We start from the raw sequence: 22,573 nt of genomic DNA on the forward strand, positions 1-22,573 counted from the left end.
TCAATGAACGACTGGACGCAAGGTTACGTTTCCGACATCGAATACCTGCCAGGCTTCTACGCCGAACAGACGCCGGCGCATCTCGATGCCGTCTGCATGCTGCGCGGCGTAGAGCCGCCTGTGGCGCAGGGACAGCCCTTCACCTATTGCGAGCTGGGCTGCGGCGTCGCGGAGACGGCCCTGGTGATCGCTGCCGCCAACCCGAAGAGCCATGTCTGGGGCTTCGATTTCAATCCCGCCCATATTGCCCGCGCCCGCGCGCTGGCGGGGGCCGGCAAGGTCGGCAACATCCAGCTCGAGGAAGCGTCGTTCGAGGAGCTCAACGCCGGAAAGGTCAGCGGCCTGCCCTCTTTCGACTACATCGCGCTTCATGGCGTCTGGAGCTGGGTAAGCCTGGAAAATCGCCAGCATATCGTCCGCTTCATCGACCGCTATCTCAAGCCCGGCGGCATGGTCTACGTGACCTACAACGCCCTGCCTGGCTGGGCGTCCGTCATCCCGCTACAGCGCATGCTGCTGATGTTTTCGGGCGTGGGACATGACCGTTCCGACCGCCGGGTGGTGCAATCGCTGGAACGTGCATTGCAGTTCGCCGATGCCGGCGCCGTCGGCCTTTCGGAAGAGATGCTGAAAGGCCTCAAGAAAGAGCGGGACAACGCCAATGTCGCCTATCTGTCCCACGAATATCTCAACGAGCACTGGGCTCCTTGTTATCAGATGGATGTCGCCAGGGACCTCTCCGGCGCAAAACTGTCCTTTGTCGGCACCGCCAACCTGCTGGAAAACTTTCCGGACCTTTCATTGAGCGGAGAGCAACGCGACCTCCTCGCCCAGTTGCCACCGGCATTGTCCGAAACGGCGCGCGATTATTTCCTGCAGCGCACGTTCCGCCGCGATGTCTATATGCGCGGCGCCCGGCCCATTCCCGAGCGGCGGCTGGATCATCGGATCAGCGAAAAGCGCCTCTCCCTGGTCGTCCCGCCGTCGGCAATCACCCGCACGGTGAAGATCCCGCGCGGCGAAGCGACCTTGAACGAGGGTTTTTACACGCCAGCCTTCGAGGCGCTGACGGAGAAGCCGCATACGATCGGTGAACTGCGCGACCTGCCGCATGCCGCAGCCAAAAGCGCCTCCCCGCGGGAAGTGCTCGGCATGATGGTCGGCACCCGCCAGGCCATGCTCATGCCCAATTCGATCTCGGAAGAGGCGCTTGCCGGCGTGCGTGCCTTCAACCTTGCCCATCTCGCCGCCTGCGCCGACGAGGGCCGCGCGGTCTGCGCCCTGGCCGCGGCGGCGACCGGCTCGGCGGTCACGGTCCGCCTGATCGAAATGCTTGCCTACGAGGTGCTGGTCACCGGGACGGCGCCGGAAATAGAAGCGTTGACGGACGCCATGTGGGCCCTTCTCGAAAAGCGGGGCGACCGCCTTCGCCAGGAAGGTGAACTCATTCAGGATGCCGAGGAGAACCGCCGCATCCTGCGGGAAAACGCCGAAGTCATCCTCGCCGGTGCCCTGCCGCTGTGGCAACGGATCGGCGCGATCTGATCGCCGCCATGTCGAAGAAAACCCCGCCTGCCTGCCTCAAGCTCCTGCGGCAAGCGGGCGGGCTGCGGGTCTACGAAGCCGTCTCGACGACCGGCCGGCCCATGGTCGTCAGGCATTTCTCTCAGGGCTTCGACGGCACCGATCCGGTTGCGGCACGGCGTTTCGAGCGCGAGAAGCGACTTGCCTCGACGCTTTCCCATCCGCAGCTCTCCGCCCTCCTCGAAGCGGGCGGCGACTGGCTGGGGTTCGAATATCTGCAGCCTTCCCTCGCCACGCCGGAGCAGGCGGCGCGCTTCGACGACAACATCGCCGTCAGGCGCCTGCTGGGCACGCTCGCCGAAGCCGTCGCCTATCTTCACGCCCGCGGCGTCGTCCATGGGGATATCAAGCCCGGCCACATCCTGTTTCGCGGCCAAGAACCGGTGCTGATCGATTTCGGCATAGCGGCGCTGTCGGCCGACGATCCGCTCCATGCCGTCGAACTGGCGGGAACACCGGCCTGGATGGCGCCGGAACAACTGTCAGGGGAAACCGGTCCGCCGGCCGATATCTGGGCGCTGTCGGCCGTTGGCCTCTGGCTTTTGACGGGCGAGCGGCCATTCAGCGGCGATGGCGAAGACATCATACGAAAAAGACGGCTGGGCGCCGTCCCTGAATTCGATTGGGCTACCGCCAGGCGACGGGCGGATCCGGATCTGGTGACCGCGCTTGCGCGCGGCCTCGGTCCCCGGGAAGACCGGCCGGCGGCAAGGGAACTTGCCGCCCTCTGCCTCAGACGATGACGAGAGCGACCGCCGGGTGAAGCTTCTTCAGGTTCGGCAGCGACTTCGACTGCCACGGGATGCGCGTCGATCCCTTGACGGACAGGCCGATGCCCGGCTGCTTGCGCACTTCGATGGTGAATTTCGCCAGGAGGTTGATGCCCGAGCTGTTCAGGAACTCCAGTTCGGTGAGGTCGAGCAGGATGGTCTGCGGCTTCGAGGCCATGACCTCCTGCATCAGTTCCAGGATGGGAGCATAAGCTTCCGTGCCCGAAAGGCGCATCGTTCCCTCATAGTGTATCGCCGCGCCGTCGCTCCACACACGATATTCGTTTGTTTTGATTTCCATATGACTCAATATACTCCAAAAAGAGCCCGACCTCAGGCGAAATCAAGGGCAGCAAAAGTTTCTAGACGAATGTTGTTGCCTTCGGCAACAGGGCTGAATCGCCATCCCAGTCGGGCGCCATAGTCGCTCATTAACGTCAGAAGGCCAAGCCCCGATCCACTGGAAAATGCGTCTTCCGCATTGGCTTCGATCCGTTCGATCAGCAGTTCCCCGGGATCGCGCGAGGTCAACTCGGCGAGCAGGGGCTGGAAACGGTCGGAAGTCTCCACGTTGATCAGATTGGTGACTTTGACCTCGAAATGGTTTTCATCGAGCGTCGTTTCGATGACGATGTCACCCGGTGCGCGGAACTTGATGGCATTTTCCAGGAGCTCGTTGACGAGATAACCGATGCTGTGGCGCGCCTCGTTGTAGTCCATGTTCGTCGCGCCGCACCGCAGCGCGAAAAATTCGCCGAGAAATTCCGATGTCACGCTGCAATGATACCAGTTGAGGTCGATGGGACCTTCCGCCAGCTGCAGACGGTTGCCGAACGCCGTCGGCTCGTTCTTGAAAATGATGTCGCCGAAATGAATTGTCATGGCCTTCATCTGTGCCTCATCACTACGAGTGTGATGTCGTCGTGGATCTTCTGGGTCGCAATATGTGCCATAAGGTCGGCGATGATGCCTTCCTTGATGTCTTCGGCACTGTCGCAATCCCTGTATTTGCGGGCGCTTTCGCAAAGCCGCTCCAGCCCGAAGAGTTCGCCCGTCGGGCTTTCCGCCTCGGTCACGCCGTCCGTGTGCAGCACGATGATATCGCCGCTGTCGAACGGAATGTCGCGGGTCGAGATGAACGGCGCGATGTCGCTTTCCAACCCGATCGGGAAGCCGAGATCGACCGTATCGATCCGTTCGACTTCACCCTGCTTGCGAACGAGCAGAACCTCCTCGTGCTGGCCCGACAGCGTGATCTGCTTGTCCTGGTAGTCGAGGAAGGCGAGCGAAAGATGCTTGTCTGTCTTGGTCCGCTCGATGTTCTTGTAGATCGCCCGGTTCAGGACCTCGAGGAACGTCCGCGGGTCTTCGTCGCCCTGCTCCTGCAGCGCGCGGGCGACCGACTGGACCATCAGCATCAGGACGCCGCTTTCCAGGCCGTGGCCGGTCACGTCGCCGATGCCGACCTTGATCCGGGAGCCGTCGTGCAGGACGTCGAAATAATCGCCCCCCACCTCGTCGGCCGGTTCCATGTAGCCGGCAACCTCGATCTTCTGGATAGCGCCCAGTTCCGCCGGCTTCGGCAGCACCATCATCTGGATGTGACGGGCGACGTCCAGTTCTGCGCCGAGGCGCAGGTTCTCGCTCTTGAGCTTCTTGTTGAGTTCGTTGATCTCCGTGTTGGCGTTCGCCAGTTCGTGCGTGCGCGCCTCGACCAGTTTTTCCAGGTTTTCGGTGTGGAAACTGATCTCCTCGGCCATCCGGTTGAAGGCGATGCCGACGGCGCCGACTTCGTCACGGCTCGGAATATCGACCCGCACCGAATAATCCTTGTTCTGCAGCCGCCGCGCCGCATCGGCGAGTGCGCTGAGACCGGCGGTGATACGGCCCGAAATCGCAAAGACCGCGATGAAGACGATAAGCAGGCTGACCAGCAGGGCGATGATCTGGTAGTTGACGATCCGGCTCGTGGCCGACGACAGGGCGTCCTGCGCCGCGATCAGCGACTGGTAGATCTCCTTCTCGGAGACGACGAAGCCGAGCGTCATCGTTTCCTTGACGATACCCTTGCCGTCCCAGAGATTGGCGGGCTTGAGCTGCTTGAGCACGACGAGATGCGGAATATCCTCGCCGTTGCGTTTCAGGTTGATGTGCAGGATGTGCGTGCTGCCGTCGCTCGGCAACGCCAACGATGCGATCGCCTCCTGGGTGCTGCCCTTCAGCGACCGGTCGATGCCGGTGACGCCCTGCCCGCTCTGGTCGCTGGATTTAAGGCCGAGCGTCTCTTCGCCGATCTTGCTGGTCGTGATGACGTTGCCGTTCGACATCGCCAGGAAACCGAAGCCGGTCTCGGCGATGTTGACGCTCTGGACGAGGCCCGAAAGCTGGTCGAGAGTGATGTCGACGGCGGCCATGCCGTCGACGTCCTTGCGATCCGCCGTCCACAGCGGATGGAAGAAGCTGACGATCAGCTTGCCGGTGATGGCATCGATATAGGGCGCCGTGGTGACGATATCGGTATCGACGGGACGGGAGGCGGGATTGGCGATCCAGGACTGCCAGCCCTCATAGACGCCCGGGAAGAAGAAATCCCAGAAATTCGGCCCGTTATTATGGCCGGGATACAGCTTGTCGAAGGTCTGCGCCTGCTCGGAATAGGGCGTGGCGCGCATGATCGAGGCCGACTTGGGGCCGACATAATACATCTGCAGTTTCGGCGAGCCGGTCGTCATCAGCGCCGGGCCGAGCAGGCCGAGGATCTCGCTGTTGCGCAGTTGTTCCTGCGCCGCAGGAACCGGCTGGTGATCCGGGCCGAGCAGATAACCCCAGACACTCACCGCCGAGGATGCGCCGGCGGAATTCTGCGCCCAGCCGCCCTTCTGGTCATAGACCAGCGAGGTCGAGAATGCCGGGCTTTTTTCCAGCGCCGTACCGATCGCGGCCTCGACTTCGGGATGGTCGCTGAGGCTCTGCATCGTGTTGGCAAGCGTGGTGACGTCGGAATGCACCTGCTCCAGGAGCAGGTCGGCGCGCAACGCCGTCGTCTCGATGTAAGTCTTCAGATATTCCTGGTTGGCCTCCGTCAAACCTTCACCCACCTGGTTGGCGGCGTCGCGTGACAGATGCTGCACGTTCCAGATCGCAATGCCGCCGCCCAGAAGCAGGTCGAACAGCACAGCTGCGCCGACGACCAGGATGAACTTGGCCCGGAAACTGCGTGGAGAAAGATAGCCTACCTTGCCGAGGCTATCAGAATGAGCCTGGATATCGGTCATAGCGGCTTCCGTCCCGAAGCCACCCAGATCGGCCAGCCGGCATATCCCTTGGGATGCAGCGCTGCGAAGATATGGTCGTCGAAGCCGCGCTTGAAGCGCTCGATGAATTCGGGCGAGTCACCGCGCTGCTTGGCCATGTCGCCGGCAAACAGGTTCTTCCAGGACTCGATGATATCGGCGAAATCCTGCGGGTCGCCATCGAGATTGGTGACCATGAAGGATTCCATCTGGATCTTGTCGAAACCGCTGTCCTGCAGCAGCCGGCGGCTCTTTGGACCGCATTCGATGTCCATGTTGAAATGGTGCCAGAGCTTGGCGACCTCGGTATAGGTCCACTGGATGGACTCGCCATGCGGCTCGCCGAGGCAATGGGAGTTCTTCTCGTTGGTCACGTAGACACGGCCGCCCGGCTTGCAGATGCGGAACAGTTCCTTGAGGATCAGTTCCGGCCTGTCGAAGACCTGCAGCGCGTGGCGGCACGTGACGAAATCGAACTGGTTGTCTTCCAGCAGCATTTCCGAAGCGTCGCCGTAGACATATTCGATACCGGAAATGCCGAATTCTTCGGCGACGCCGCGCGCATAAGCCAGGCTCGACTTCGAATGGTCGAGCGCGACGATGCGCGACGGGTTGAACTCCTTCTGCATCAGCACGGCAAAATCGCCGATGCCGGAGCAGATGTCGGCAACCTTCATGCCCGGCTTCAGGCCGTGACGGGGCAGGATGCTGCGCTCGTGGCGCCAGGTCATCTTCGTCTGCGTGCGCAGCACGTGGATGAAATCGCTGTTTTCGACGAAGGTCTGCCCGGGATAGAATTCGTTGTCATATTCCTCGATGATGAGGTTTGCGTTGACGGCGCTGAGCACGCCGAACTTTTTCGTCGACCAGCCGACCACGCTGGAGGTGATGATCTTGATCTTCAGGTCCGGCCGTTCCGTCGCGGCGTTGACAAGTGCTGCCGCCAGGATGCGGAACGCGATGTTGTTGACCCGCACCAACCGCTTGACGTTGATGTAGAGCGTGCCGCGCACCAGGCGCAGCGACTGTTCGAGCACCTGCAGGCACTTGGCCATGTCGGCCTCGTGCTGCGGGCGCATCGAACCGATGAGCGAAAGTTCCTGGCTGTTTTCGTCAAACCGGGCCGTATAGGTTGGCGTTAACGTGTCGAGCATCACTGGTTTACATCCTCAAGAGACAACTCTGCAACGAGTTGGATAGCACGGTCACCCGCTGCTGCTATGGAAAGGCGGGCCTTGTAGTCGACGGCCAGTTCCATCAGGCCGATGGAAGGCTGCAGCGGCCCGTCCGAGAAAAGCGCGGAATGATAGCGCTCGGCTAGGTTGCTCTCGCCCAGCGTGTCGACGGCGTCCTTGTAGAACGCGCTCAACTCAGTATCGCAGGGAATGGTCAGCTCGATCCGGTCGGTCGGCCCCTTGCGCCAGATGCGGCAGACGAAATCGCTGCCGGGCGCGTGAATCCGGAAGGCCGTCTCCAGCAATTCGTTGAATGCAGACGAGAATAGGTTCGAATACAAAAGGGAATCCGTCCTGTTGTGGCCGATCATCCGCGCCACGAAAGAGGATAAGCGATCGCAATAGGCCCAATTGGACGAAAAACCGTCGATCTGCATGTCGAATTGCAACAACAGCGCGAAGTTTGTTTTTTCTGATGGTTCCGCTCTTGAATTCATACCGCAATTCCAGTGTAGATTGATCGATCACCCGAAAAGATAACCGACCGGACGAAGGGTTACAGGAAAGCCGAGAACATTTCACTCCAGGCCTGAAACGAAAAGAACGATGCCCGTCGCGAGATTTTTTCTCATTGTTTCAAGTTTAAAGTGTAATCAAGCACTTCTCTCGGCGACTGGCAGCCAAAATCACACAGAAACATGAACGAAATGTCAAATCCTCAGTCTGACCAACAATCCCTGTCCCAGGACGAGAAGCAAGCGGAACTTGACCGCGCCCATGCGGAAATCGAGCGGCTCTCGGCCGAGTTCGAAGATCTCAAACTGCTCTACGAAGCCATGATCGAGCATGGCGAAGCGGTGGAAGATCAGTTGGCCGAGAAGAACCTGCTTCTCGAAAAGACCCAGGCGCGCCTGGAAGAGGAACTCTCCGACGCGACGCGTTACGTCTTTTCCATCCTGCCGGACAAGAGAAACCAGGCGCCGAAGACCGACTGGCTGCTGGTGCCGTCGACGGAACTGGGGGGCGACTCCTTCGGTTATCACGCCCTTGACGACGACCACTTCGCTTTCTACCTCCTCGATGTCTGCGGCCATGGCGTCGGCGCCGCCCTGCTGTCCGTCACGGCGATCAACGTGCTGCGCGCCTCGGCGCTCACCAATGCCGATTTCCGCGATCCGACTCAGGTGCTTGCCGCGCTCAACGCCACTTTTCCGATGGAAAAACAAAACAATATGTTTTTCACCATCTGGTACGGCGTTTACAACAAGAGCACCGGGGAGCTGCGTTATGCGACCGGCGGCCACCCGCCGTCGATCCTCATCCGCGCCGATGCGCCGGAGGCCGAGCCGGAACTGCTCATCACCATCGGCGGCATCGCGATCGGCGCCTTCCCGGATATCGACTACGAATGCAAGTCCGTCCATGTCGGACCCGGCGACCGTCTGCTGATCCTCAGCGACGGCACATTCGAGGTCAACGGCCCGGAAGGCGACATGCTCTCCGTCGACGATCTGGCGGCGTTCGCGGCGAAAAACGGCGACACCCCGACGGCTATCCACGAATGGGTCCGCACCTTCAACAGCGACGGGCCGCTGCCCGACGATTTTTCGCTGCTCGAAGTGCGTTTCTGACATGCCTGCGGGGGAACAGCGGCCTCACCCTCGCAGGCGACCAAAATAAAGCCCAAAAATAGTCGCGGAAAAAGCCGCGCCGAAGATTTTTCTCGGGCCGGCGAATAAATTCCCACCCCCTTCCGTTGAAAACCCATGTGGTCCGGAAAGATGACTTTGCGGAACGCGTTGGCTTAAATTCAGTATTGATTCGTCGGGGACACCTCTTTTGGTTGCAATCACGCATCACGCAGACGGTCGCATGACCATGCGTTGACAAGCCGTGCAGAAGCCGGAAGACTGGACCGATAAACGGGCAGCGTTGGGAGGACTTTATGTCTATGCGCGCACTCATCCGCTTTACCGCCTTTCTTCTCCTTCTCTTCGCCCCGTTCCTTCCGGCGACGGCCGCGGAAACGAAACGCGAGATCGTCACCGTCAAGGACGGCGACTATTTCGGTTTCGACCTCAGGACCGAAACCGAGGTGTCGCTCGATCAATGCCAGACGATCTGCCTCGGCGATCAGGCCTGCCGGGCATTCACCTACAATCCGAAGGTGAAGTGGTGCTTCCTGAAGTCCGACTTCAGTAAAATCAACAGCTTCCCCGGCGCTATCGCCGGCAAGGTCGTCGATGTCAGCGCCGAAAAGGATATCGGCGCCGCTCCTTCCCTGCCCTTCGTCTCCGACGAACTGGTGCAGCAGGCGCGCGAATTCAGGGACAGCCTGACGGTCGACGACCAGAGCGGCCAGGGCATCCTCGGGCTTTCTTCCGCCGGTCTCGCCGAACGCGCGGTATCCAATCTCGAACGGGCGATGACGGCGTTCAAGTCGGCGCTCGCCTACGACAAGGACAATGTCGGGCTGTGGATCGAGCTGACGCGCACCGGCGCCAAGGCATCGAGCGGCACGGACCTGTCCCGGCAGGGCACGCTCGCCGGTCTCAACGCCTATCAGGCCAGCCGCACGACGGGGACGCGGGCCCAGGCCCTGGCTGCCTTCGCATCGGCGCTGGCGGGTTCCGAAAACTACCGCAACGCGCTGAACGCCTATAAGGCAAGCCTGGCGCTGGTCGACGATCCGCTCGTCCATTCCGACTACGTGACGCTACGCGAGCAGCAGGGTTTCCGCGTCACCAACCACACCATCGACGCCGACAGCGCCACGCCGCGGGCCTGCGTGCAGTTCTCCGAGGCGCTGGTCAAGAGCGGCACGGATTATTCGACCTTCGTCACCATCAACGGCGCCGCGCCGCAGGGGCTGGAAGCCAAGGGCACGGAAATCTGCATCGACGGCCTCGTGCATGGCGACCGCTACCGCATCAGCCTGCGGCCGGGCCTACCCTCCTCCGTTCAGGAAAACCTCGAAAAGCAGGTGGACATCGACATCTACGTCAAGGATCGCTCGGCGAGCGTCCGCTTCACCGGCGACAGCTTCGTGCTGCCGGGCACGGCCCGCCGCGGCATTCCGCTGGTTTCGGTCAATGCCACCAGCGCCAATCTCCAGCTTTACCGCGTCGGCGACCGCAACATCGCCACGCTTTTGACCAATTCGCAATTCCTGACGCAGATGGATGGCTACAATGCCAGCCGCATCAGCGACGAAATGGGCGAGCTCGTTTGGCAAGGTTCGCTGGAGATCACGCCTGACCTCAACAAGGACGTGGTCACCAGCTTCCCCGTCGACGAAGCCCTGCCGCAGCGCAAGCCCGGCGTTTACGTGCTGACGGCGCAGGTGCCGGAGGCGCACCAGGAATATTGGGACAACCGCGCCACGCAATGGTTCGTCGTCTCCGACACCGGTCTGTCCACCTATACCGGCACGGACGGCCTGACCGTCTTCACCCGGTCGCTGGCCACCGCCAAGCCGATCGCCGGCGTCAAGCTGCAGCTTCTTGCCAAGAACAACGAAATCCTCGGCGAAGCGACCAGCGACGCGGAAGGCCGCGCCACGTTCAGCGCCGGCCTGCTGCGCGGCACGGCCGCCATGGTGCCGGCGATCATCACCGCACAGAACGGCGAGCAGGACTATGTCTTCCTCGACATGACCCGCGCCGGCTTCGATCTGTCCGATCGCGGCGTTACCGGCCGCGCCTCTCCCGGCGCCATCGACGTGCTGAGCTGGACCGAACGTGGCATCTACCGCGTCGGCGAAACCGTGCACGCTTCGGCGCTCGCCCGCGACAGCGCCGGCCTTGCCATCGAGAACCTGCCGCTCACCTTCATCTTCAACCGCCCGGACGGCGTCGAGGACCGTCGTGTCGTGCGCACCGACACGATGGGCGGCTATACCTACGATCTCGACCTCCTGCCGAACGCCATGCGCGGCACCTGGTCGATGCAGATCTTCACCGATCCAAACGGCACGGCGATCGCCGAAAAGCAGTTCCTCGTCGAGGACTTCGTGCCCGACCGGGTCGAATTCGACATGACGAGCGCGGCGAAGGAAATCGAGATCGGCACGCCGGCCCAGGTGGATATCGACGGTCGCTACCTCTACGGCGCACCGGCCGCAGGCCTCGAACTCGAAGGCGAAGTGGCGCTGAAACGCACCCGCACCAGCGACGCCTTCAAGGGGTATTTCTTCGGCCTTGCCGACGAGGATGCCGGCGACGACGAATCCCGCTTCCCGCTGGAAGGCTTGCCGACCATCGGCGACGACGGCAAGGCGGTGATCGACGTCACCGTCGCCGACGTGCCGTCCACGACACAGCTGCTCAGCGCCGACATCACGGTACGGATGCGCGAAGCCGGCGGCCGTGCCGTCGAGCGGTCGCTGACGCTGCCGGTCAAGTCCGATGCGGCACGCATCGGCATCAAGCCGGAATTCGGCACCGACCTGGCCGAAAACACGCTGGCCCGCTTCAACGTCATCGGCGTCGATGCCGCCGGCAACAAGCAGGCAATGCAGGGCCTGCAGTGGAAACTCCTGTCGGTTTCCCGCAATTACCAATGGTATCGCGACGGCAACAGCTGGCGTTACGAGCCGATCCTGACGACCAGCCAGGTCGCCACCGGCACGGTCAACGCCACCACCGACGGCGCCGCCATCGAGGCCCCGGTCAGTTGGGGACGCTACCGGCTTGAAGTCGAGACGGCCGCCGTCGACGGCCCGCAGTCGAGCGTCGAGTTCGATGCCGGCTGGTACGTGGAGGCGACCTCGACGGAAACGCCGGATGGCCTGGAAATCGCCCTCGACAAGGAGAGCTATGCGCCGGGCGAAGTCGCCAGGCTGAAGGTTAGCCCGCGCTTTGCCGGCGAACTGCTGGTGACCGTCGGTGCCGAAAACCTGCTGAAGACCAAGCTCGCCAGCATTCCGGCCGAAGGCGGCGAAGTCGAACTGCCGGTCACCGCCGATTGGGGTGCCGGTGCCTATGTCACCGCCACGCTCTACCGGCCGGGCGACGCACAGGAAAGCCGCATGCCGATGCGCGCCATCGGCATCAAATGGCTGACCGTCGATCCCGGCGACCGCAAGCTGAAGATCACGCTGAGCGCGCCGGAAAAGATCCTGCCGCGCGGCGAGCTTTCCGTGCCGATCCAGGTCAGCGGCGCCGATGTCGGCAACGAGGCCTATGTGACACTCGCCGCCGTCGATGTCGGCATCCTCAACCTGACGCGCTACAAGGTGCCGGATCCGGATGGCTGGTATTTCGGCCAGCGCATGCTCGGTCTCGAAATCCGCGACATCTATGGCCGTCTGATCGACGGTTCGCTGGGGGCCATGGGCCGCCTGCGCACCGGCGGCGACGGTGGCGAAGGGCCGCTGAACGGCAGCCCTCCGACCGAAAAGCTGGTCGCCTTCTTCTCCGGCCCGGTCAAGCTCGACGCCGAAGGCAAGGCGATCGTCAACTTCGACATCCCGCAATTCAACGGCACGGCGCGGGTGATGGCCGTCGCCTGGTCGAAGCATGGCGTCGGCCATGCCACCTCCGACGTGATCATCCGCGATCCGGTGGTGGTGACGGCCAGCCTGCCGAAATTCCTCGCTCCCGGGGATCTTTCGGACCTGCGCATCGATATCGCCAACACGGATGCGCCTGCCGGCGACTACCAGCTGCAGGTGACAAGCAACGACGTGGTAACCGTCGATCCGGGCGCAACGGACAAGACCATCCGCCTCGAAGCCGGCGGCAAGTCGGACATCACCCTGCCGCTGATGGGCGGTTATGCCGGCGACGGCCTGATCACTATCCGCCTCTCCGGTGCCGATGGCACCAGCTGGGAACAGTCGGTCAATATCCCGGTGCGGCCGTCCTCGCTGCCGATCACCACGCGCCGGCCGATCACCGTTGCCGCCAATGGCAGCCTGACGATCAATAGCGAGCTTCTGGCAGACAGCATGCTGCAGGGCGCGTCCGTCAGCCTCAACGTCACCCGCTCCGCCGCCTTCGACATCCCGGCACTGCTGATGAGCCTCGACCGCTACCCTTACGGATGCGCCGAACAGACGACCAGCCGCGCCATGCCGCTGCTCTATCTGAGCGAGCTTTCCAGGCAGTCCGATATCGCCGAGGACACGGAAGTGCCGAAGCGGGTGCAGGACGCGATCTACCGCGTGCTCTCCTACCAGTCGTCCACCGGCAGCTTCGGGCTGTGGAGCCCCGGTTCCGGCGATCTCTGGCTCGATGCCTATGTCACCGACTTCCTGACCCGTGCCCGCGAACAGAAATACGACGTTCCGGAACGGTCGCTGGTCGTGGCGCTCGACAACCTGCAGAACGCCGTCGGCTACGACACCAACATCACCGGCCGCGGCAACGAGATCGCTTATGCGACCTATGTGCTGGCGCGCAACCGCAAGGCCGCGATCAGCGACCTGCGCTACTATGCCGATACGGCAATCGACGAGTTCCAGACACCGCTCGCCAAGGCGCATATCGCCGCGGCATTGGCGCTGTATGGCGATGCGCAGCGTTCGCGCCTCGTCTTCGCCAAGGCGCTGGACATGTCGTCGCTGGTGACCAACGTCAGCCTGTCGCGTTCGGACTACGGTTCGGCCCTGCGCGACGACGCTGCCGTGCTGGCGCTGGCCGCCGAAAGCCGCCCGGTTCCGGAAATCATCCCGGCGCTCTCGGCGATCGTCGCCAGGGACTGGGAAAAGTCCCGCTACACCAGCACGCAGGAACAGACCTGGATGCTGCTGGCTGCCCGGGCGATCAAGAACTCCGACACCGACCTGAAGATCGACATCAACGGCAGCGAGCACCAGGGCGGCTACCAGAGCCGGATCACCGGTGACGAGCTGCTGCAGCAGCCGGTCACCGTCACCAACCGGACGAACGACCCGGTCACCGCCGTGGTGACCACGGTCGCGGCACCGCTGCAGCCGCTGCCGGCCGGCGGCGACGGCTTCGAAATCGAGCGCACCTACTACACGCTCGACGGCGAAGAGGCGAATGTCAGCCAGGCAAAGCAGAACGAACGCTACGTCGTGGTGCTGAAGGTCGTGGAGAAGAACTCCTGGGCTTCGCGCATCCTGATCAGCGACCTTCTGCCCGCCGGGTTCGAGATCGACAATCCGAGCCTGGTGGACAGCGCCCAGCTTGCGAATTTCGAATGGATCGGCGAACAGAGCGCCGCCCACACCGAATTCCGCAGCGACCGCTTCGTGGCTGCCTACACCCGCGAGGAAGGCGACAAGAGCGATATCACGCTTGCTTATGTCGTCCGCGCCGTGACACCCGGCACCTACGACCATCCGGCCGCCAATGTCGAGGACATGTATCGCCCGCAGTTTTCAGCCCGTACGGCGACCGGCCGTATGGAAGTCCTGAAAGCAGAGTAAGGCGGTCATGGCGATCTGGCGCAAAGTCTGCATCGGACTCGTGGCGGCAGCCGGCATCGCCGCTGCCGCCGCCTACGGGCTCGATGCCGCCGACCGCGCCTATCCGCCGCCGCTCGAAGGGGCGGCGACGGTTTCTGCCGAGGTCCTGGATGCGGAGGGCCAGCTTCTGCGCGCCTTTGCCACGCCGGAAGGCCGCTGGAGGCTGAAGGCGACGACCGAAGATGTCGATCCGCAGTTCCTCAAGATGCTGGTCGCTTATGAAGACCGGCGCTTCTACGACCACGCCGGCGTGGATTTCATGGCGCTTGGCCGCGCCGCCTACCAGCTCGTCACCAATGGGCGGATCGTTTCCGGCGCTTCGACGCTGTCGATGCAGGTGGCGCGGCTGATCGAACCGCGCGACAGCCGCAGCTTTGGCTCGAAACTGCGGCAGATCGTCCGCGCCGTGCAGATCGAGCGGCGGCTCGGCAAGCAGGACATCCTCAATCTCTACCTGACCCGCGCCCCTTATGGCGGCAATCTCGAAGGCGTGCGCGCCGCAAGCCTTGCCTATTTCGGCAAGGAACCGCGGCGGCTGACCGTGGCGCAGGCGGCCCTGCTCGTCGCCCTGCCGCAGCTGCCGGAAAAACGCCGGCCGGACCGGCATCTCGCGGCGGCGGAAGCGGCCCGCAAGCGGGTGCTGAGCCGCATGGCCGTCGTCGATGTCATCGGCGAAGGCGAGGCCGACCGTGCGGAGCTTTCCGCCATTCCGACGCGCCGGCTGCAACTGCCGGCCTTTGCCGCCCACCTGGCGGAAGCGGCGTTGCGCAAAGAGCCGGGCGTGATGCAGCATAAGACGACGCTGCGCCGCAAGGTGCAGCAGGGGCTGGAAACCGTCGCCCGCGAGGCGGCCGCCAAGCTCGGCCCGAAAGTTTCCATCGCCATGGTCATGGCCGATGTGCACACCGGCGAGATCATCGGCGAGGTCGGCTCGGCGGATTATTTCGATACCAGCCGCTCGGGATGGATCGACATGAGCCGGGTGTACCGCTCGCCGGGCTCGACGCTGAAACCCTTCATCTACGGCCTGGCCTTCGAACAGGGCCTCGTCGCCCAGGAAACCATCATCGAAGACCGTCCGGCGGATTTTTTCGGCTACCGGCCGCGCAACTTCGACATGACCTACCAGGGGGACGTCAGTATCCGCCAGGCGCTGCAGCTCTCGCTCAACGTGCCGGCCGTGCGGCTGCTCGATGCCGTCGGCGCGACGCGGCTGATGGTGCGGTTCCGCCGCGGCGAGGTGCAGACCGTGCTGCCCGCCAACGAAACGCCGGGCCTTGCCATCGGCCTCGGCGGCGTCGGCATCACGCTCAAGGATCTGGTGCAGCTTTACGCCGGCCTCGCCAACCGCGGCAAACCGGTGCGGCTCGGCGATGGCATCCGCGACATTCCGGGCGAGATCGACGGTGAGCCGCTGCTGGAACCGGTGGCCGCCTGGCATGTCGCCGACATCCTCTCCGGCGTCGTGCCGCCGCTCGGCGCCGTCCAGCGCGGCATCGCCTACAAGACCGGCACCAGCTACGGCTATCGCGATGCCTGGTCGGTGGGCTTCGATGGCAATTACGTGCTCGGCGTCTGGGTCGGCAGACCGGATAACGGCGCGGTGCCCGGCCTGACCGGTTTTGCCTCCGCGGCGCCGATCCTCTTCGAAGGGTTTGCAAAATCCGGCATTGCCATCACCGCCCTGCCACGGGCGCCGTCCGGCGCCATCCGCATCCAGCAGGCGGACCTGCCGATCAGCCAGCGGCGTTTCTCCATGACGTCGAGCGGCCTGCTCGCCTCGTCCACCCGCGAAGCGGCGCCGCAGATCATCTATCCTCCGGAAGGCGCCCGCGTCGAACTCGGCAGCCTTTCGAGCGGCGAACTCATGCCGCTCGCCCTCAAGCTGCAGGGCGGACGCGCCCCCTTCCGCTGGCTCGCCAACGGCAAGCCGCTGGAAGAAGCCTCGCGGCGGCGGACAACCCAATGGCTTCCCGACGGCAACGGCTATTCGACCCTGACCGTGATCGATGCCATGGGTCGCGCGGCCACCGTCAGGGTTTTCATCGAGTGACGGCGCGGGCCGACTTGCTCTCGATATTCAACTCTGGGATGCGGCCGCCGTCCTGACATAAGGGTGCGCATCATCCCGTCCGCCAAAATTGCGGCCGAAAAGCGTCGCAAACAAGCACAACCCGCCGAAACGGCCGAAATCTCCTGTATCCTCGGATACACGGCATAGCTGTCCACCACCCTAAAATCCGGACATCACGGCGTGAGAGCGTCCCGTGACCGCATGACCGGCCCAGCGTGCAGAACCGCACCGCGCGGCCTGGCGCGGGCTGGGACGAAACATCACGCCGAAGTGACGGACCGGCCGGAGAAACGGCGCGCAGGCGCTTTTCCGGCAGTCCGCATGGAGTATCGGATGCAACACAGGAAAGACCCGGCTATGCCGCAATATGTCCAGGAGCGCAGACCTGCCGCCAGCATGGCCACCGTCATTACCGGCCTTTTGGTTTACGCGATCGTCATCGGTGTAAAACTGATCGGCAATTTTTCCTGACGGAAACCCGCCGCCGGTATGGCGCTTTACCGGCGAGACAGCGTGAGCAGGCCTTCCGCGGTCTTGCCGACGGGCAGCGCCTCATAGCTATCCATCGAAAAATGCGGCGTGTCGTGGGCGCTGGCATGTGTCGTGGTGATGACCACCACCTCCGCCCCGGCGGCTTCTCCGGCAAGGATTCCGGCAACGGCATCCTCGAAGACGACGCATTGGTCGGCAGGAACACCCAGCCGCTCGGCGCCGAGCAGGTAACATTCCGGGCTCGGTTTGCCGGCGGAGACATCCTCGCCCGTCACCATCACCTTCGGAAACGGGATGCCGGCGGCGATCATCCGCCGATGCGCCAGATCTCGCGGCGCCGAGGTGACGATCGCCCAGCGGTCCTCCGGCAACGCGGCAAGGAAATCCAGCGCGCCGGGGATCGGGATGATGCCCTCGACATCCTCCATTTCTTCCTGCAGCAGATCGTCGGCTTCCTTCTCGGCATCGACGCCCGGCAATGCGAGATTGCGGATGGTATCGACGGCGCGGACACCGTGAACGGTTTTCAGAAACACCTCCGGTTCGAGGCCGTGACGCTCGGCCCATGCGCCCCATACACGCTCGACGACGGCGATGGAATTCAGCAGCGTGCCGTCCATGTCGAACAGGAAGGCGGCATGCGGGCGGGAAAAGATCTTGCGGTCGGCGGCGGACAAGGGAGTTTCCTTTGCGGGGGGCGGGAAGCGGATGAATATCCGGTGCGGACAGGATATCCGGAAAGGATGACATGTTTAGGCAATGTCGTCCGGCAAGTCGAGAGCCGGCATCCGCCGCCGCGCCGTTCTACGGTAAAATACCGGGTGCCGCCTGCCGCAATCTCCCGCCGGCGAAGGTTGGAACCAAACATGGACAAAGCCAGTTTTTCCGGGGCAACCGAAAGAGGAGGCTTTCCATGGCCGAAGCACCGAAACATCTGCGCGCCGGCTTCACCGGCACTGTCAACGAAGAAAAACCGAAGGTCGGCGAGCGCGCCAAACAGGTGGCCGCCACGGTGCGGGAGGAAGCCGCTGCCGTTGCCGACACCGCCCGCGATCATCCGACCGCAACGACCGGCGCCCTGCTCGCCGTCGGCGTGATCGGTTTCGTGCTGGGGTATCTGCTGGGGACGGGGTCCAGCCATGGTGATCGTTCCCGCTGGTAGAAAGGCCGCAAACAACGTTAGATGGAGAGGTTGGAAACCGGCGGAGCAGACGCGGCATGGCTTACGAACTGTATTATTGGGACGGCATTCCCGGCCGGGGCGAATTCGTCAGGCTGGCTCTGGAGGATGCCGGAGCGGACTATGTCGATATCGTCCGCGGCCCGGAAGCCCGGGGACAAGGCACGACCGCGATGCTGGAGATCCTCGACAACAAGCAGGAAGCCTGCATTCCCTTTGCGCCGCCGTTCCTCAAGGACGGCGCGTTTCTCGTCTCGCATGTCGCCAACATCCTGTTCTATCTTGGTCCCAGGCTCGGCCTCGCCCCGCAGGATGAGCAGGGCCGCGTCTTCGCCAACGGGCTGCAGCTGACGTTGACCGATTTTGTCGCCGAAATCCACGACTGCCATCACCCGATCGCAAGCTCGCTCTATTACGAGGATCAGAAGACCGAGGCCAAGCGAAGGACCGAGAGTTTTCTGGCGGAACGCCTGCCGAAATTCCTGAAGTATTTCGAGCGCGTGCTGCAGCAGAACCCCGCCGGGTCGGATCATCCGGTCGGTGATACGGCGACCTATGTCGACCTGTCGCTTTTCCATGTCATCGAAGGCCTGCGTTATGCCTTCCCGAAGGCCATGGCATCAGCGGAAAAGGACATACCACTGCTGCTTGCGCTGCACGACGCGGTCATGCAGCGCCCGAGGCTCAAGGCCTACCTGGCATCCGAGCGCCGGCTGGCCTTCAACGAAGCCGGCATCTTCCGCCATTATCCGGAACTCGACCGGTAAGGCGGCTGACATCAGCAGGCCTTGCCGACGCCCAGGCCGACGTCGAGGCATCTGTCGGCGACCCGTTCGGCCGCCGCATAGGCCTGGCTGACGATTTCCGGCACGAGATCGATATCCGGGAGGCTGCCGAGGCCGAGCGGACCGACGGCATAAAGATCATCGGTCGGTTTGCCGTCCACCAGCAATTGCCCGGTGGCGTTGACGAGAAGGCCAAGCCCGAGTTCGTCGGGAACGGCCAATCCGGCCTGCAGCAGACCGGCCAGCAGCGGGGCTGCAAGATCCGGGGCCGCGCAGCGGCAATCGATCACCGGATCGGCCGCCAGGAATTCGTCGCTCGCCGTATCCCGCCAGCGAACCATCGCACCCTTGCTCGTCACCGGGCCGGCACGGCCCTTGCGGATCGTCGTGTTGCCGATGGCAAGCTCGCGCTGCAGGCGCAGGTAATGCGGCTCCGGCAGCCGGTTGCGGTGGCTGTCGTAAATGGCCCGCAGATGCCGGTTGAACTGGCGTTTCTGCCGCGCCGGCAAGGAGCGCCACAACGAACGCGCCTGCTTGCGGAAGGCGTTCATCACCGATTGCCAGTCCTGGCCGGAGGCTTCCGCCTGCTGGCAGGCCTGGCGCAGATGCCGGACGATGTCGCGCAGATTGGCCGGCAGCGGCGCCGTCAACTCGACGGGATCGGCGGCCAGCCGCGTATGGCTCTGCGGCAGAAAACCGTGTGCTGTCAGAATGGTGATGCGGCCGGCAAAACCGCTGTCGCGCAGCTGGAACAGACGATCGACGACACGGATGCCGCTGCCCAGAAGCAGCGCATGCGGACAATCGACTAGGCGACGCGCCCGCACCGTCCCTTCCACCACAGGTTCCGCGGGTGCTGCAGCGTGGCCCGTGCCGTAGCCGGTGGCCAGAACCACCGTATCGTAAAGCGCCGGTTCGCCGTCGCAGGTGGCGATATGGTAGCGGCCATCCGGCATGCGGTCGACGGTCTGGACGACATCGGTGCAGATGCGCACGGTGACATCCCGCCGGGAGGCAAGCGCCTCGGAAAAGCGCCGGTAGGCATAATCGCTAAAAATGCTTTTCGGCACGAAGATCTGATGGAAACCCGGAATTGCCGCCGAAACGGCGCTGCGGAACTCCGCATTGTCGAGCAGCCAGCGATTGAAATCATCGGGATCGCCGTCGGCGACGGAGAGATCGCGAACGCGGCTGTTGAGGATTTCACCGATCTGCAGCGACGCCAGCGCCTGGCCGCCGCTGACATTCGGATTGGGATCGAACAGTTGCAGGTCGAAAGGCCGCCGCACGACACGCAACAAGGCGATCGCCATCATCAGCCCGGAAAAGCCGCGGCCGATCACGGCAAAACGCGGAACGGGAATCCCCGGCTCCCCAAATCGCGCCTGGGGGAGGAAACTGCCATGAAGTGTCATGTCATCTCCTTTTTTGCTCAGCAGGCAGCGTCACAGGGCGGCAAGATCAACGCAGGAAACTTCGAACGTCCGCACGCACGGCCTGGTTTATCTTCTTCAGGAAGACTCCGTCGATGAGGCTGGTTCTACCCGCCTCGCCTAACAATGCGCCACATCCTCTTTGCGTTCCGGCGCATCGCTTGCAGATGATTGCCGGCATGTTCCGGCACGTTCGACCCTCTCAATAGTCTATTATTTTAATTATTTATTAAAGGCACGAAACATCGGCCGATTCAACCGCATTGTTCCGCGCCCGTCCTAACCGTCTCTGTTCATTGGCCTTTTTCTGCATTTCAGCCGTCATCCCGCCCGGGCCCGGCTACGGCGCAGGGCGTTCGGTGGTCTCGGCCATGTCTTGTACCGGATTGCCTTTACCGCCCTTGCGGCGGCGGCCTCGTGCCCTCAGAAGCGACAGGAGATCGTAGCCGCCGGTCCACCGGCCGAAGCCGCTGGCGATGTTGATGTGCCCGGCCTCGCCGAGATCGACGATATCCGCCTGCCATGCCGAAGCGTGACGGCGCAGCCCGTCAAGCGGCATGTAGGGATCGTTGCGGCTGCCGACAACCAGGGCCGGAAACGGCAACGGCGTCTGCGGCATCTCGCCGAAGCGCAGCAGCCCCGGATGAAGAACCCCGGTAAGGCCGACATCGCAGGGAGCGACCAGCAACGCGCCCTTGACCAGCCGCCCCGCCGGCCGGTCGGCCAGATGCGCAATCAGCACCGAGCCGAGGCTATGCCCGACGAGATAGGCGCCAGATGTCGCAAGCAGGGCGTCCTCCAGCCGTGACAGCCAGTCGCGCAGGACCGGATATTCCCAGCGGTCCTGTTCAATCAAAACCGCATCGTCATGATCGGCAGCCCAGAACCGCTGCCAATGCCCTTCACCCGAACCGTTCAGGCCGGGAACGAGCAATGTCTTCGACATGGCGCACCTCGCTGATGCGGACCGGCGCATGGTTGTCGTGCCGGTCTGTTTCTGCCTAGTATGCTTGCCAACGACAAAAGCATAAGGAATGAAAGTTCAATCTCTACAAGATCGATAGAATAACTTCTCTTATTCCGGCCGCATGCATCAGGCATGGAAAGTCATCTGACACTGGAGTTGGCCCATGGGAACCGTATCGCATCTTCACGACCGGACACGGCCAGTCGCGCACCGTATCGCCAGCGAGGAGGAAGCCCTTGATATCGCCCGCACTCTTGCCGGCGAATTTGCGCCAGGGGCAAGCGACCGGGATATCAACCGCGTCCTGCCCTACGCGGAACTGGACCTTCTGGCACAATCCGGACTTCTGGGGATCACGCTGCCGAGCGAATATGACGGCATCGATGTTTCCAATGCCGTTCTCGCCGATGTCATCGCCATCCTTGCGGAAGCCGACAGTGCTATTGCCGAGGTGCCGCAGAGCCATTTCCAGTTCATCGAGGCGTTGCGCCTGGCGGGAACGGAGGAACAGAAGAAATTCTTCTATGCGCGGGCGCTGGCCGGCGATCTTTTCGCCGGCGCCATCGTCGAACAGCCGCGGGCGGAGAACGGGCAGCCGACCCGCCTCACCTCCGAGGGCATCGGCCATCGCATCAACAGCCGCAAATATTATTCGACCGGCGTGCTCTTCTCCGATTGGGTCGTCGTCTCGGCGCTCGATCTCCAGGAAAAACCCGTCTTCGCCCTTCTGTCGCGAAAAGCGGACGGCCTGCAGGTCATCGACGACTGGGATGGTTTTGGCCAGCGCACCGCCGCCAGCGGCACGACCGTGCTGCAGAACGTCTATGTCAACGCAGACTCCGTGGTGCGCGACAAGACCGCCGAGCCGCATTCGACCATCGCCTCCATCGGCCAGATCATTCATGCCAGCATCGATCTCGGCATCGCCCGCGCCGCCTTTGCCGATCTTCTCGGCTTTCTCAGGAGCAAGTCGGCAACCGACATCGTCGGCGACCCGCTGGCGCATTCCCGCATCGGCCAGATCGTCGTCGCCCTCGAGGCTGCAACCGCCATGCTAGAGCGGGCCGGCAAGAAGATCGATTTCGCCCAGGTCAACGGCAATGACGCCCAGATCGCGCAAGCCGTCGTTTCCGCTGCCGCCGCCAGAGCGACGGCCAGCCGGACCGCGCTTGATGTGGTGGACGCCCTGTTCGAACTCGCCGGCCCCGCCGCCACGAAGATCGGCCTGAATTTCGATCGCCACTGGCGCAACATCCGCACCCATATGGCCGATGAGCCCCTGCGCCGGATTCACCGCGAACTGGGCACGACACAACTGAGCAGCGCCTCGATCGCTCCGGGCAGCCCGGCCTGACGTCTGCCTGACACCCAAGGCAGGCACTGCA

General features: G+C 63.1%; 17 protein-coding genes. 9 read left to right on the top strand and 8 right to left on the bottom strand.

Features of this window, described 5'->3' with window-relative positions; translation table 11 throughout:
* Window positions 1-3 precede the first annotated feature (3 nt).
* On the top strand, window positions 4-1,545 hold the full coding sequence (locus tag DEM27_RS13280) for a class I SAM-dependent methyltransferase (protein ID WP_109458730.1): 1,542 nt from the start codon (window positions 4-6) through the stop codon (window positions 1,543-1,545).
* A gap of 8 nt (window positions 1,546-1,553) precedes the next feature.
* The gene (locus DEM27_RS13285; RefSeq protein ID WP_128755502.1) at window positions 1,554-2,327 is read left to right on the top strand and encodes a protein kinase domain-containing protein; all 774 of its coding nucleotides are present in this window, start codon (window positions 1,554-1,556) and stop codon (window positions 2,325-2,327) included.
* Here the strand turns inward: DEM27_RS13285 and DEM27_RS13290 are convergent.
* From DEM27_RS13290 to DEM27_RS13310, 5 genes are read right to left on the bottom strand one after another with little or no spacing between them, the layout of a single operon-like run.
* Window positions 2,317-2,655 carry a slr1659 superfamily regulator gene (locus DEM27_RS13290; protein ID WP_109458732.1) on the bottom strand — a complete coding sequence of 113 codons (339 nt, stop codon included), beginning with the start codon at window positions 2,653-2,655 and terminating at the stop codon, window positions 2,317-2,319. The two genes, DEM27_RS13285 and DEM27_RS13290, sit on opposite strands and share 11 nt — an antisense overlap.
* 32 nt (window positions 2,656-2,687) lie before the next feature.
* Complete coding sequence (locus DEM27_RS13295) at window positions 2,688-3,236, bottom strand: slr1658 superfamily regulator (RefSeq protein WP_109458956.1); 549 nt, start codon at window positions 3,234-3,236, stop codon at window positions 2,688-2,690.
* A gap of 5 nt (window positions 3,237-3,241) precedes the next feature.
* Window positions 3,242-5,629: a SpoIIE family protein phosphatase gene (locus tag DEM27_RS13300; protein WP_109458733.1), complete on the bottom strand. Its 2,388-nt coding sequence runs from the start codon at window positions 5,627-5,629 to the stop codon at window positions 3,242-3,244.
* Window positions 5,626-6,801 (bottom strand): class I SAM-dependent methyltransferase, encoded by a 1,176-nt coding sequence (locus tag DEM27_RS13305; RefSeq protein ID WP_109458734.1) that lies wholly within the window; start codon window positions 6,799-6,801, stop codon window positions 5,626-5,628. The genes DEM27_RS13300 and DEM27_RS13305 overlap by 4 nt, the downstream gene beginning before the upstream one ends.
* On the bottom strand, window positions 6,801-7,319 hold the full coding sequence (locus DEM27_RS13310) for a ubiquinone biosynthesis methyltransferase UbiE (protein WP_128755503.1): 519 nt from the start codon (window positions 7,317-7,319) through the stop codon (window positions 6,801-6,803). The genes DEM27_RS13305 and DEM27_RS13310 overlap by 1 nt, the downstream gene beginning before the upstream one ends.
* A gap of 210 nt (window positions 7,320-7,529) precedes the next feature.
* Here DEM27_RS13310 and DEM27_RS13315 point away from each other — a divergent pair, with 210 nt between their 5' ends.
* The 4 genes from DEM27_RS13315 (at window position 7,530) to DEM27_RS34000 (ending at window position 16,802) form a co-directional block, all read left to right on the top strand.
* Window positions 7,530-8,453: a PP2C family protein-serine/threonine phosphatase gene (locus DEM27_RS13315; protein ID WP_165823419.1), complete on the top strand. Its 924-nt coding sequence runs from the start codon at window positions 7,530-7,532 to the stop codon at window positions 8,451-8,453.
* A 320-nt stretch (window positions 8,454-8,773) separates the two neighbouring features.
* Window positions 8,774-14,218: an alpha-2-macroglobulin family protein gene (locus tag DEM27_RS13320; RefSeq protein WP_109458737.1), complete on the top strand. Its 5,445-nt coding sequence runs from the start codon at window positions 8,774-8,776 to the stop codon at window positions 14,216-14,218.
* 7 nt (window positions 14,219-14,225) lie between these two features.
* Window positions 14,226-16,310: a penicillin-binding protein 1C gene (pbpC, locus tag DEM27_RS13325; RefSeq protein WP_109458738.1), complete on the top strand. Its 2,085-nt coding sequence runs from the start codon at window positions 14,226-14,228 to the stop codon at window positions 16,308-16,310.
* A 354-nt stretch (window positions 16,311-16,664) separates the two neighbouring features.
* Window positions 16,665-16,802, top strand: coding sequence for a hypothetical protein (locus DEM27_RS34000; protein WP_165823420.1), 138 nt, complete (start codon window positions 16,665-16,667; stop codon window positions 16,800-16,802).
* A gap of 26 nt (window positions 16,803-16,828) precedes the next feature.
* On the opposite strand, the gene DEM27_RS13330 is transcribed toward DEM27_RS34000, so the two are convergent.
* On the bottom strand, window positions 16,829-17,500 hold the full coding sequence (locus tag DEM27_RS13330; RefSeq protein WP_337250473.1) for an HAD family hydrolase: 672 nt from the start codon (window positions 17,498-17,500) through the stop codon (window positions 16,829-16,831).
* A 236-nt stretch (window positions 17,501-17,736) separates the two neighbouring features.
* On the opposite strand from DEM27_RS13330, the gene DEM27_RS13335 reads away from it, so the two are divergent.
* Complete coding sequence (locus DEM27_RS13335) at window positions 17,737-17,985, top strand: hypothetical protein (protein ID WP_109458739.1); 249 nt, start codon at window positions 17,737-17,739, stop codon at window positions 17,983-17,985.
* 56 nt (window positions 17,986-18,041) lie between these two features.
* The gene (locus DEM27_RS13340) at window positions 18,042-18,770 is read left to right on the top strand and encodes a glutathione S-transferase (RefSeq protein WP_109458740.1); all 729 of its coding nucleotides are present in this window, start codon (window positions 18,042-18,044) and stop codon (window positions 18,768-18,770) included.
* A gap of 11 nt (window positions 18,771-18,781) precedes the next feature.
* On the opposite strand, the gene DEM27_RS13345 is transcribed toward DEM27_RS13340, so the two are convergent.
* Both DEM27_RS13345 and DEM27_RS13350 read right to left on the bottom strand, forming a co-directional pair.
* Window positions 18,782-20,203, bottom strand: a complete 1,422-nt coding sequence (locus DEM27_RS13345; protein ID WP_109458741.1) for an FAD/NAD(P)-binding protein — start codon at window positions 20,201-20,203, stop codon at window positions 18,782-18,784.
* A 358-nt stretch (window positions 20,204-20,561) separates the two neighbouring features.
* Complete coding sequence (locus DEM27_RS13350; protein ID WP_109458742.1) at window positions 20,562-21,167, bottom strand: RBBP9/YdeN family alpha/beta hydrolase; 606 nt, start codon at window positions 21,165-21,167, stop codon at window positions 20,562-20,564.
* Between the two features lie 184 nt (window positions 21,168-21,351).
* Between DEM27_RS13350 and DEM27_RS13355 the strand changes: the two genes are divergently transcribed.
* The gene (locus DEM27_RS13355) at window positions 21,352-22,542 is read left to right on the top strand and encodes an acyl-CoA dehydrogenase family protein (protein WP_109458743.1); all 1,191 of its coding nucleotides are present in this window, start codon (window positions 21,352-21,354) and stop codon (window positions 22,540-22,542) included.
* Window positions 22,543-22,573: the final 31 nt, after the last annotated feature.

This window comes from Rhizobium album (assembly GCF_003122325.1).
GTDB classification, from domain to species: Bacteria; Pseudomonadota; Alphaproteobacteria; order Rhizobiales; family Rhizobiaceae; genus Metarhizobium; species Metarhizobium album.

Excerpts from the sequence above, each read along its gene's own strand:
- DEM27_RS13280 (WP_109458730.1), top strand. The coding sequence starts at position 4 with ATGAACGACTGGACGCAAGGTTACGTTTCCGACATCGAATACCTGCCA.
- DEM27_RS13285 (WP_128755502.1), top strand. The coding sequence starts at position 1,554 with ATGTCGAAGAAAACCCCGCCTGCCTGCCTCAAGCTCCTGCGGCAAGCG.
- DEM27_RS13290 (WP_109458732.1), bottom strand. The coding sequence starts at position 2,655 with ATGGAAATCAAAACAAACGAATATCGTGTGTGGAGCGACGGCGCGGCG.
- DEM27_RS13295 (WP_109458956.1), bottom strand. The coding sequence starts at position 3,236 with ATGACAATTCATTTCGGCGACATCATTTTCAAGAACGAGCCGACGGCG.
- DEM27_RS13300 (WP_109458733.1), bottom strand. The coding sequence starts at position 5,629 with ATGACCGATATCCAGGCTCATTCTGATAGCCTCGGCAAGGTAGGCTAT.
- DEM27_RS13305 (WP_109458734.1), bottom strand. The coding sequence starts at position 6,801 with ATGCTCGACACGTTAACGCCAACCTATACGGCCCGGTTTGACGAAAAC.
- DEM27_RS13310 (WP_128755503.1), bottom strand. The coding sequence starts at position 7,319 with ATGAATTCAAGAGCGGAACCATCAGAAAAAACAAACTTCGCGCTGTTG.
- DEM27_RS13315 (WP_165823419.1), top strand. The coding sequence starts at position 7,530 with ATGTCAAATCCTCAGTCTGACCAACAATCCCTGTCCCAGGACGAGAAG.
- DEM27_RS13320 (WP_109458737.1), top strand. The coding sequence starts at position 8,774 with ATGCGCGCACTCATCCGCTTTACCGCCTTTCTTCTCCTTCTCTTCGCC.
- pbpC (WP_109458738.1), top strand. The coding sequence starts at position 14,226 with ATGGCGATCTGGCGCAAAGTCTGCATCGGACTCGTGGCGGCAGCCGGC.
- DEM27_RS34000 (WP_165823420.1), top strand. The coding sequence starts at position 16,665 with ATGCAACACAGGAAAGACCCGGCTATGCCGCAATATGTCCAGGAGCGC.
- DEM27_RS13335 (WP_109458739.1), top strand. The coding sequence starts at position 17,737 with ATGGCCGAAGCACCGAAACATCTGCGCGCCGGCTTCACCGGCACTGTC.
- DEM27_RS13340 (WP_109458740.1), top strand. The coding sequence starts at position 18,042 with ATGGCTTACGAACTGTATTATTGGGACGGCATTCCCGGCCGGGGCGAA.
- DEM27_RS13345 (WP_109458741.1), bottom strand. The coding sequence starts at position 20,203 with ATGACACTTCATGGCAGTTTCCTCCCCCAGGCGCGATTTGGGGAGCCG.
- DEM27_RS13350 (WP_109458742.1), bottom strand. The coding sequence starts at position 21,167 with ATGTCGAAGACATTGCTCGTTCCCGGCCTGAACGGTTCGGGTGAAGGG.
- DEM27_RS13355 (WP_109458743.1), top strand. The coding sequence starts at position 21,352 with ATGGGAACCGTATCGCATCTTCACGACCGGACACGGCCAGTCGCGCAC.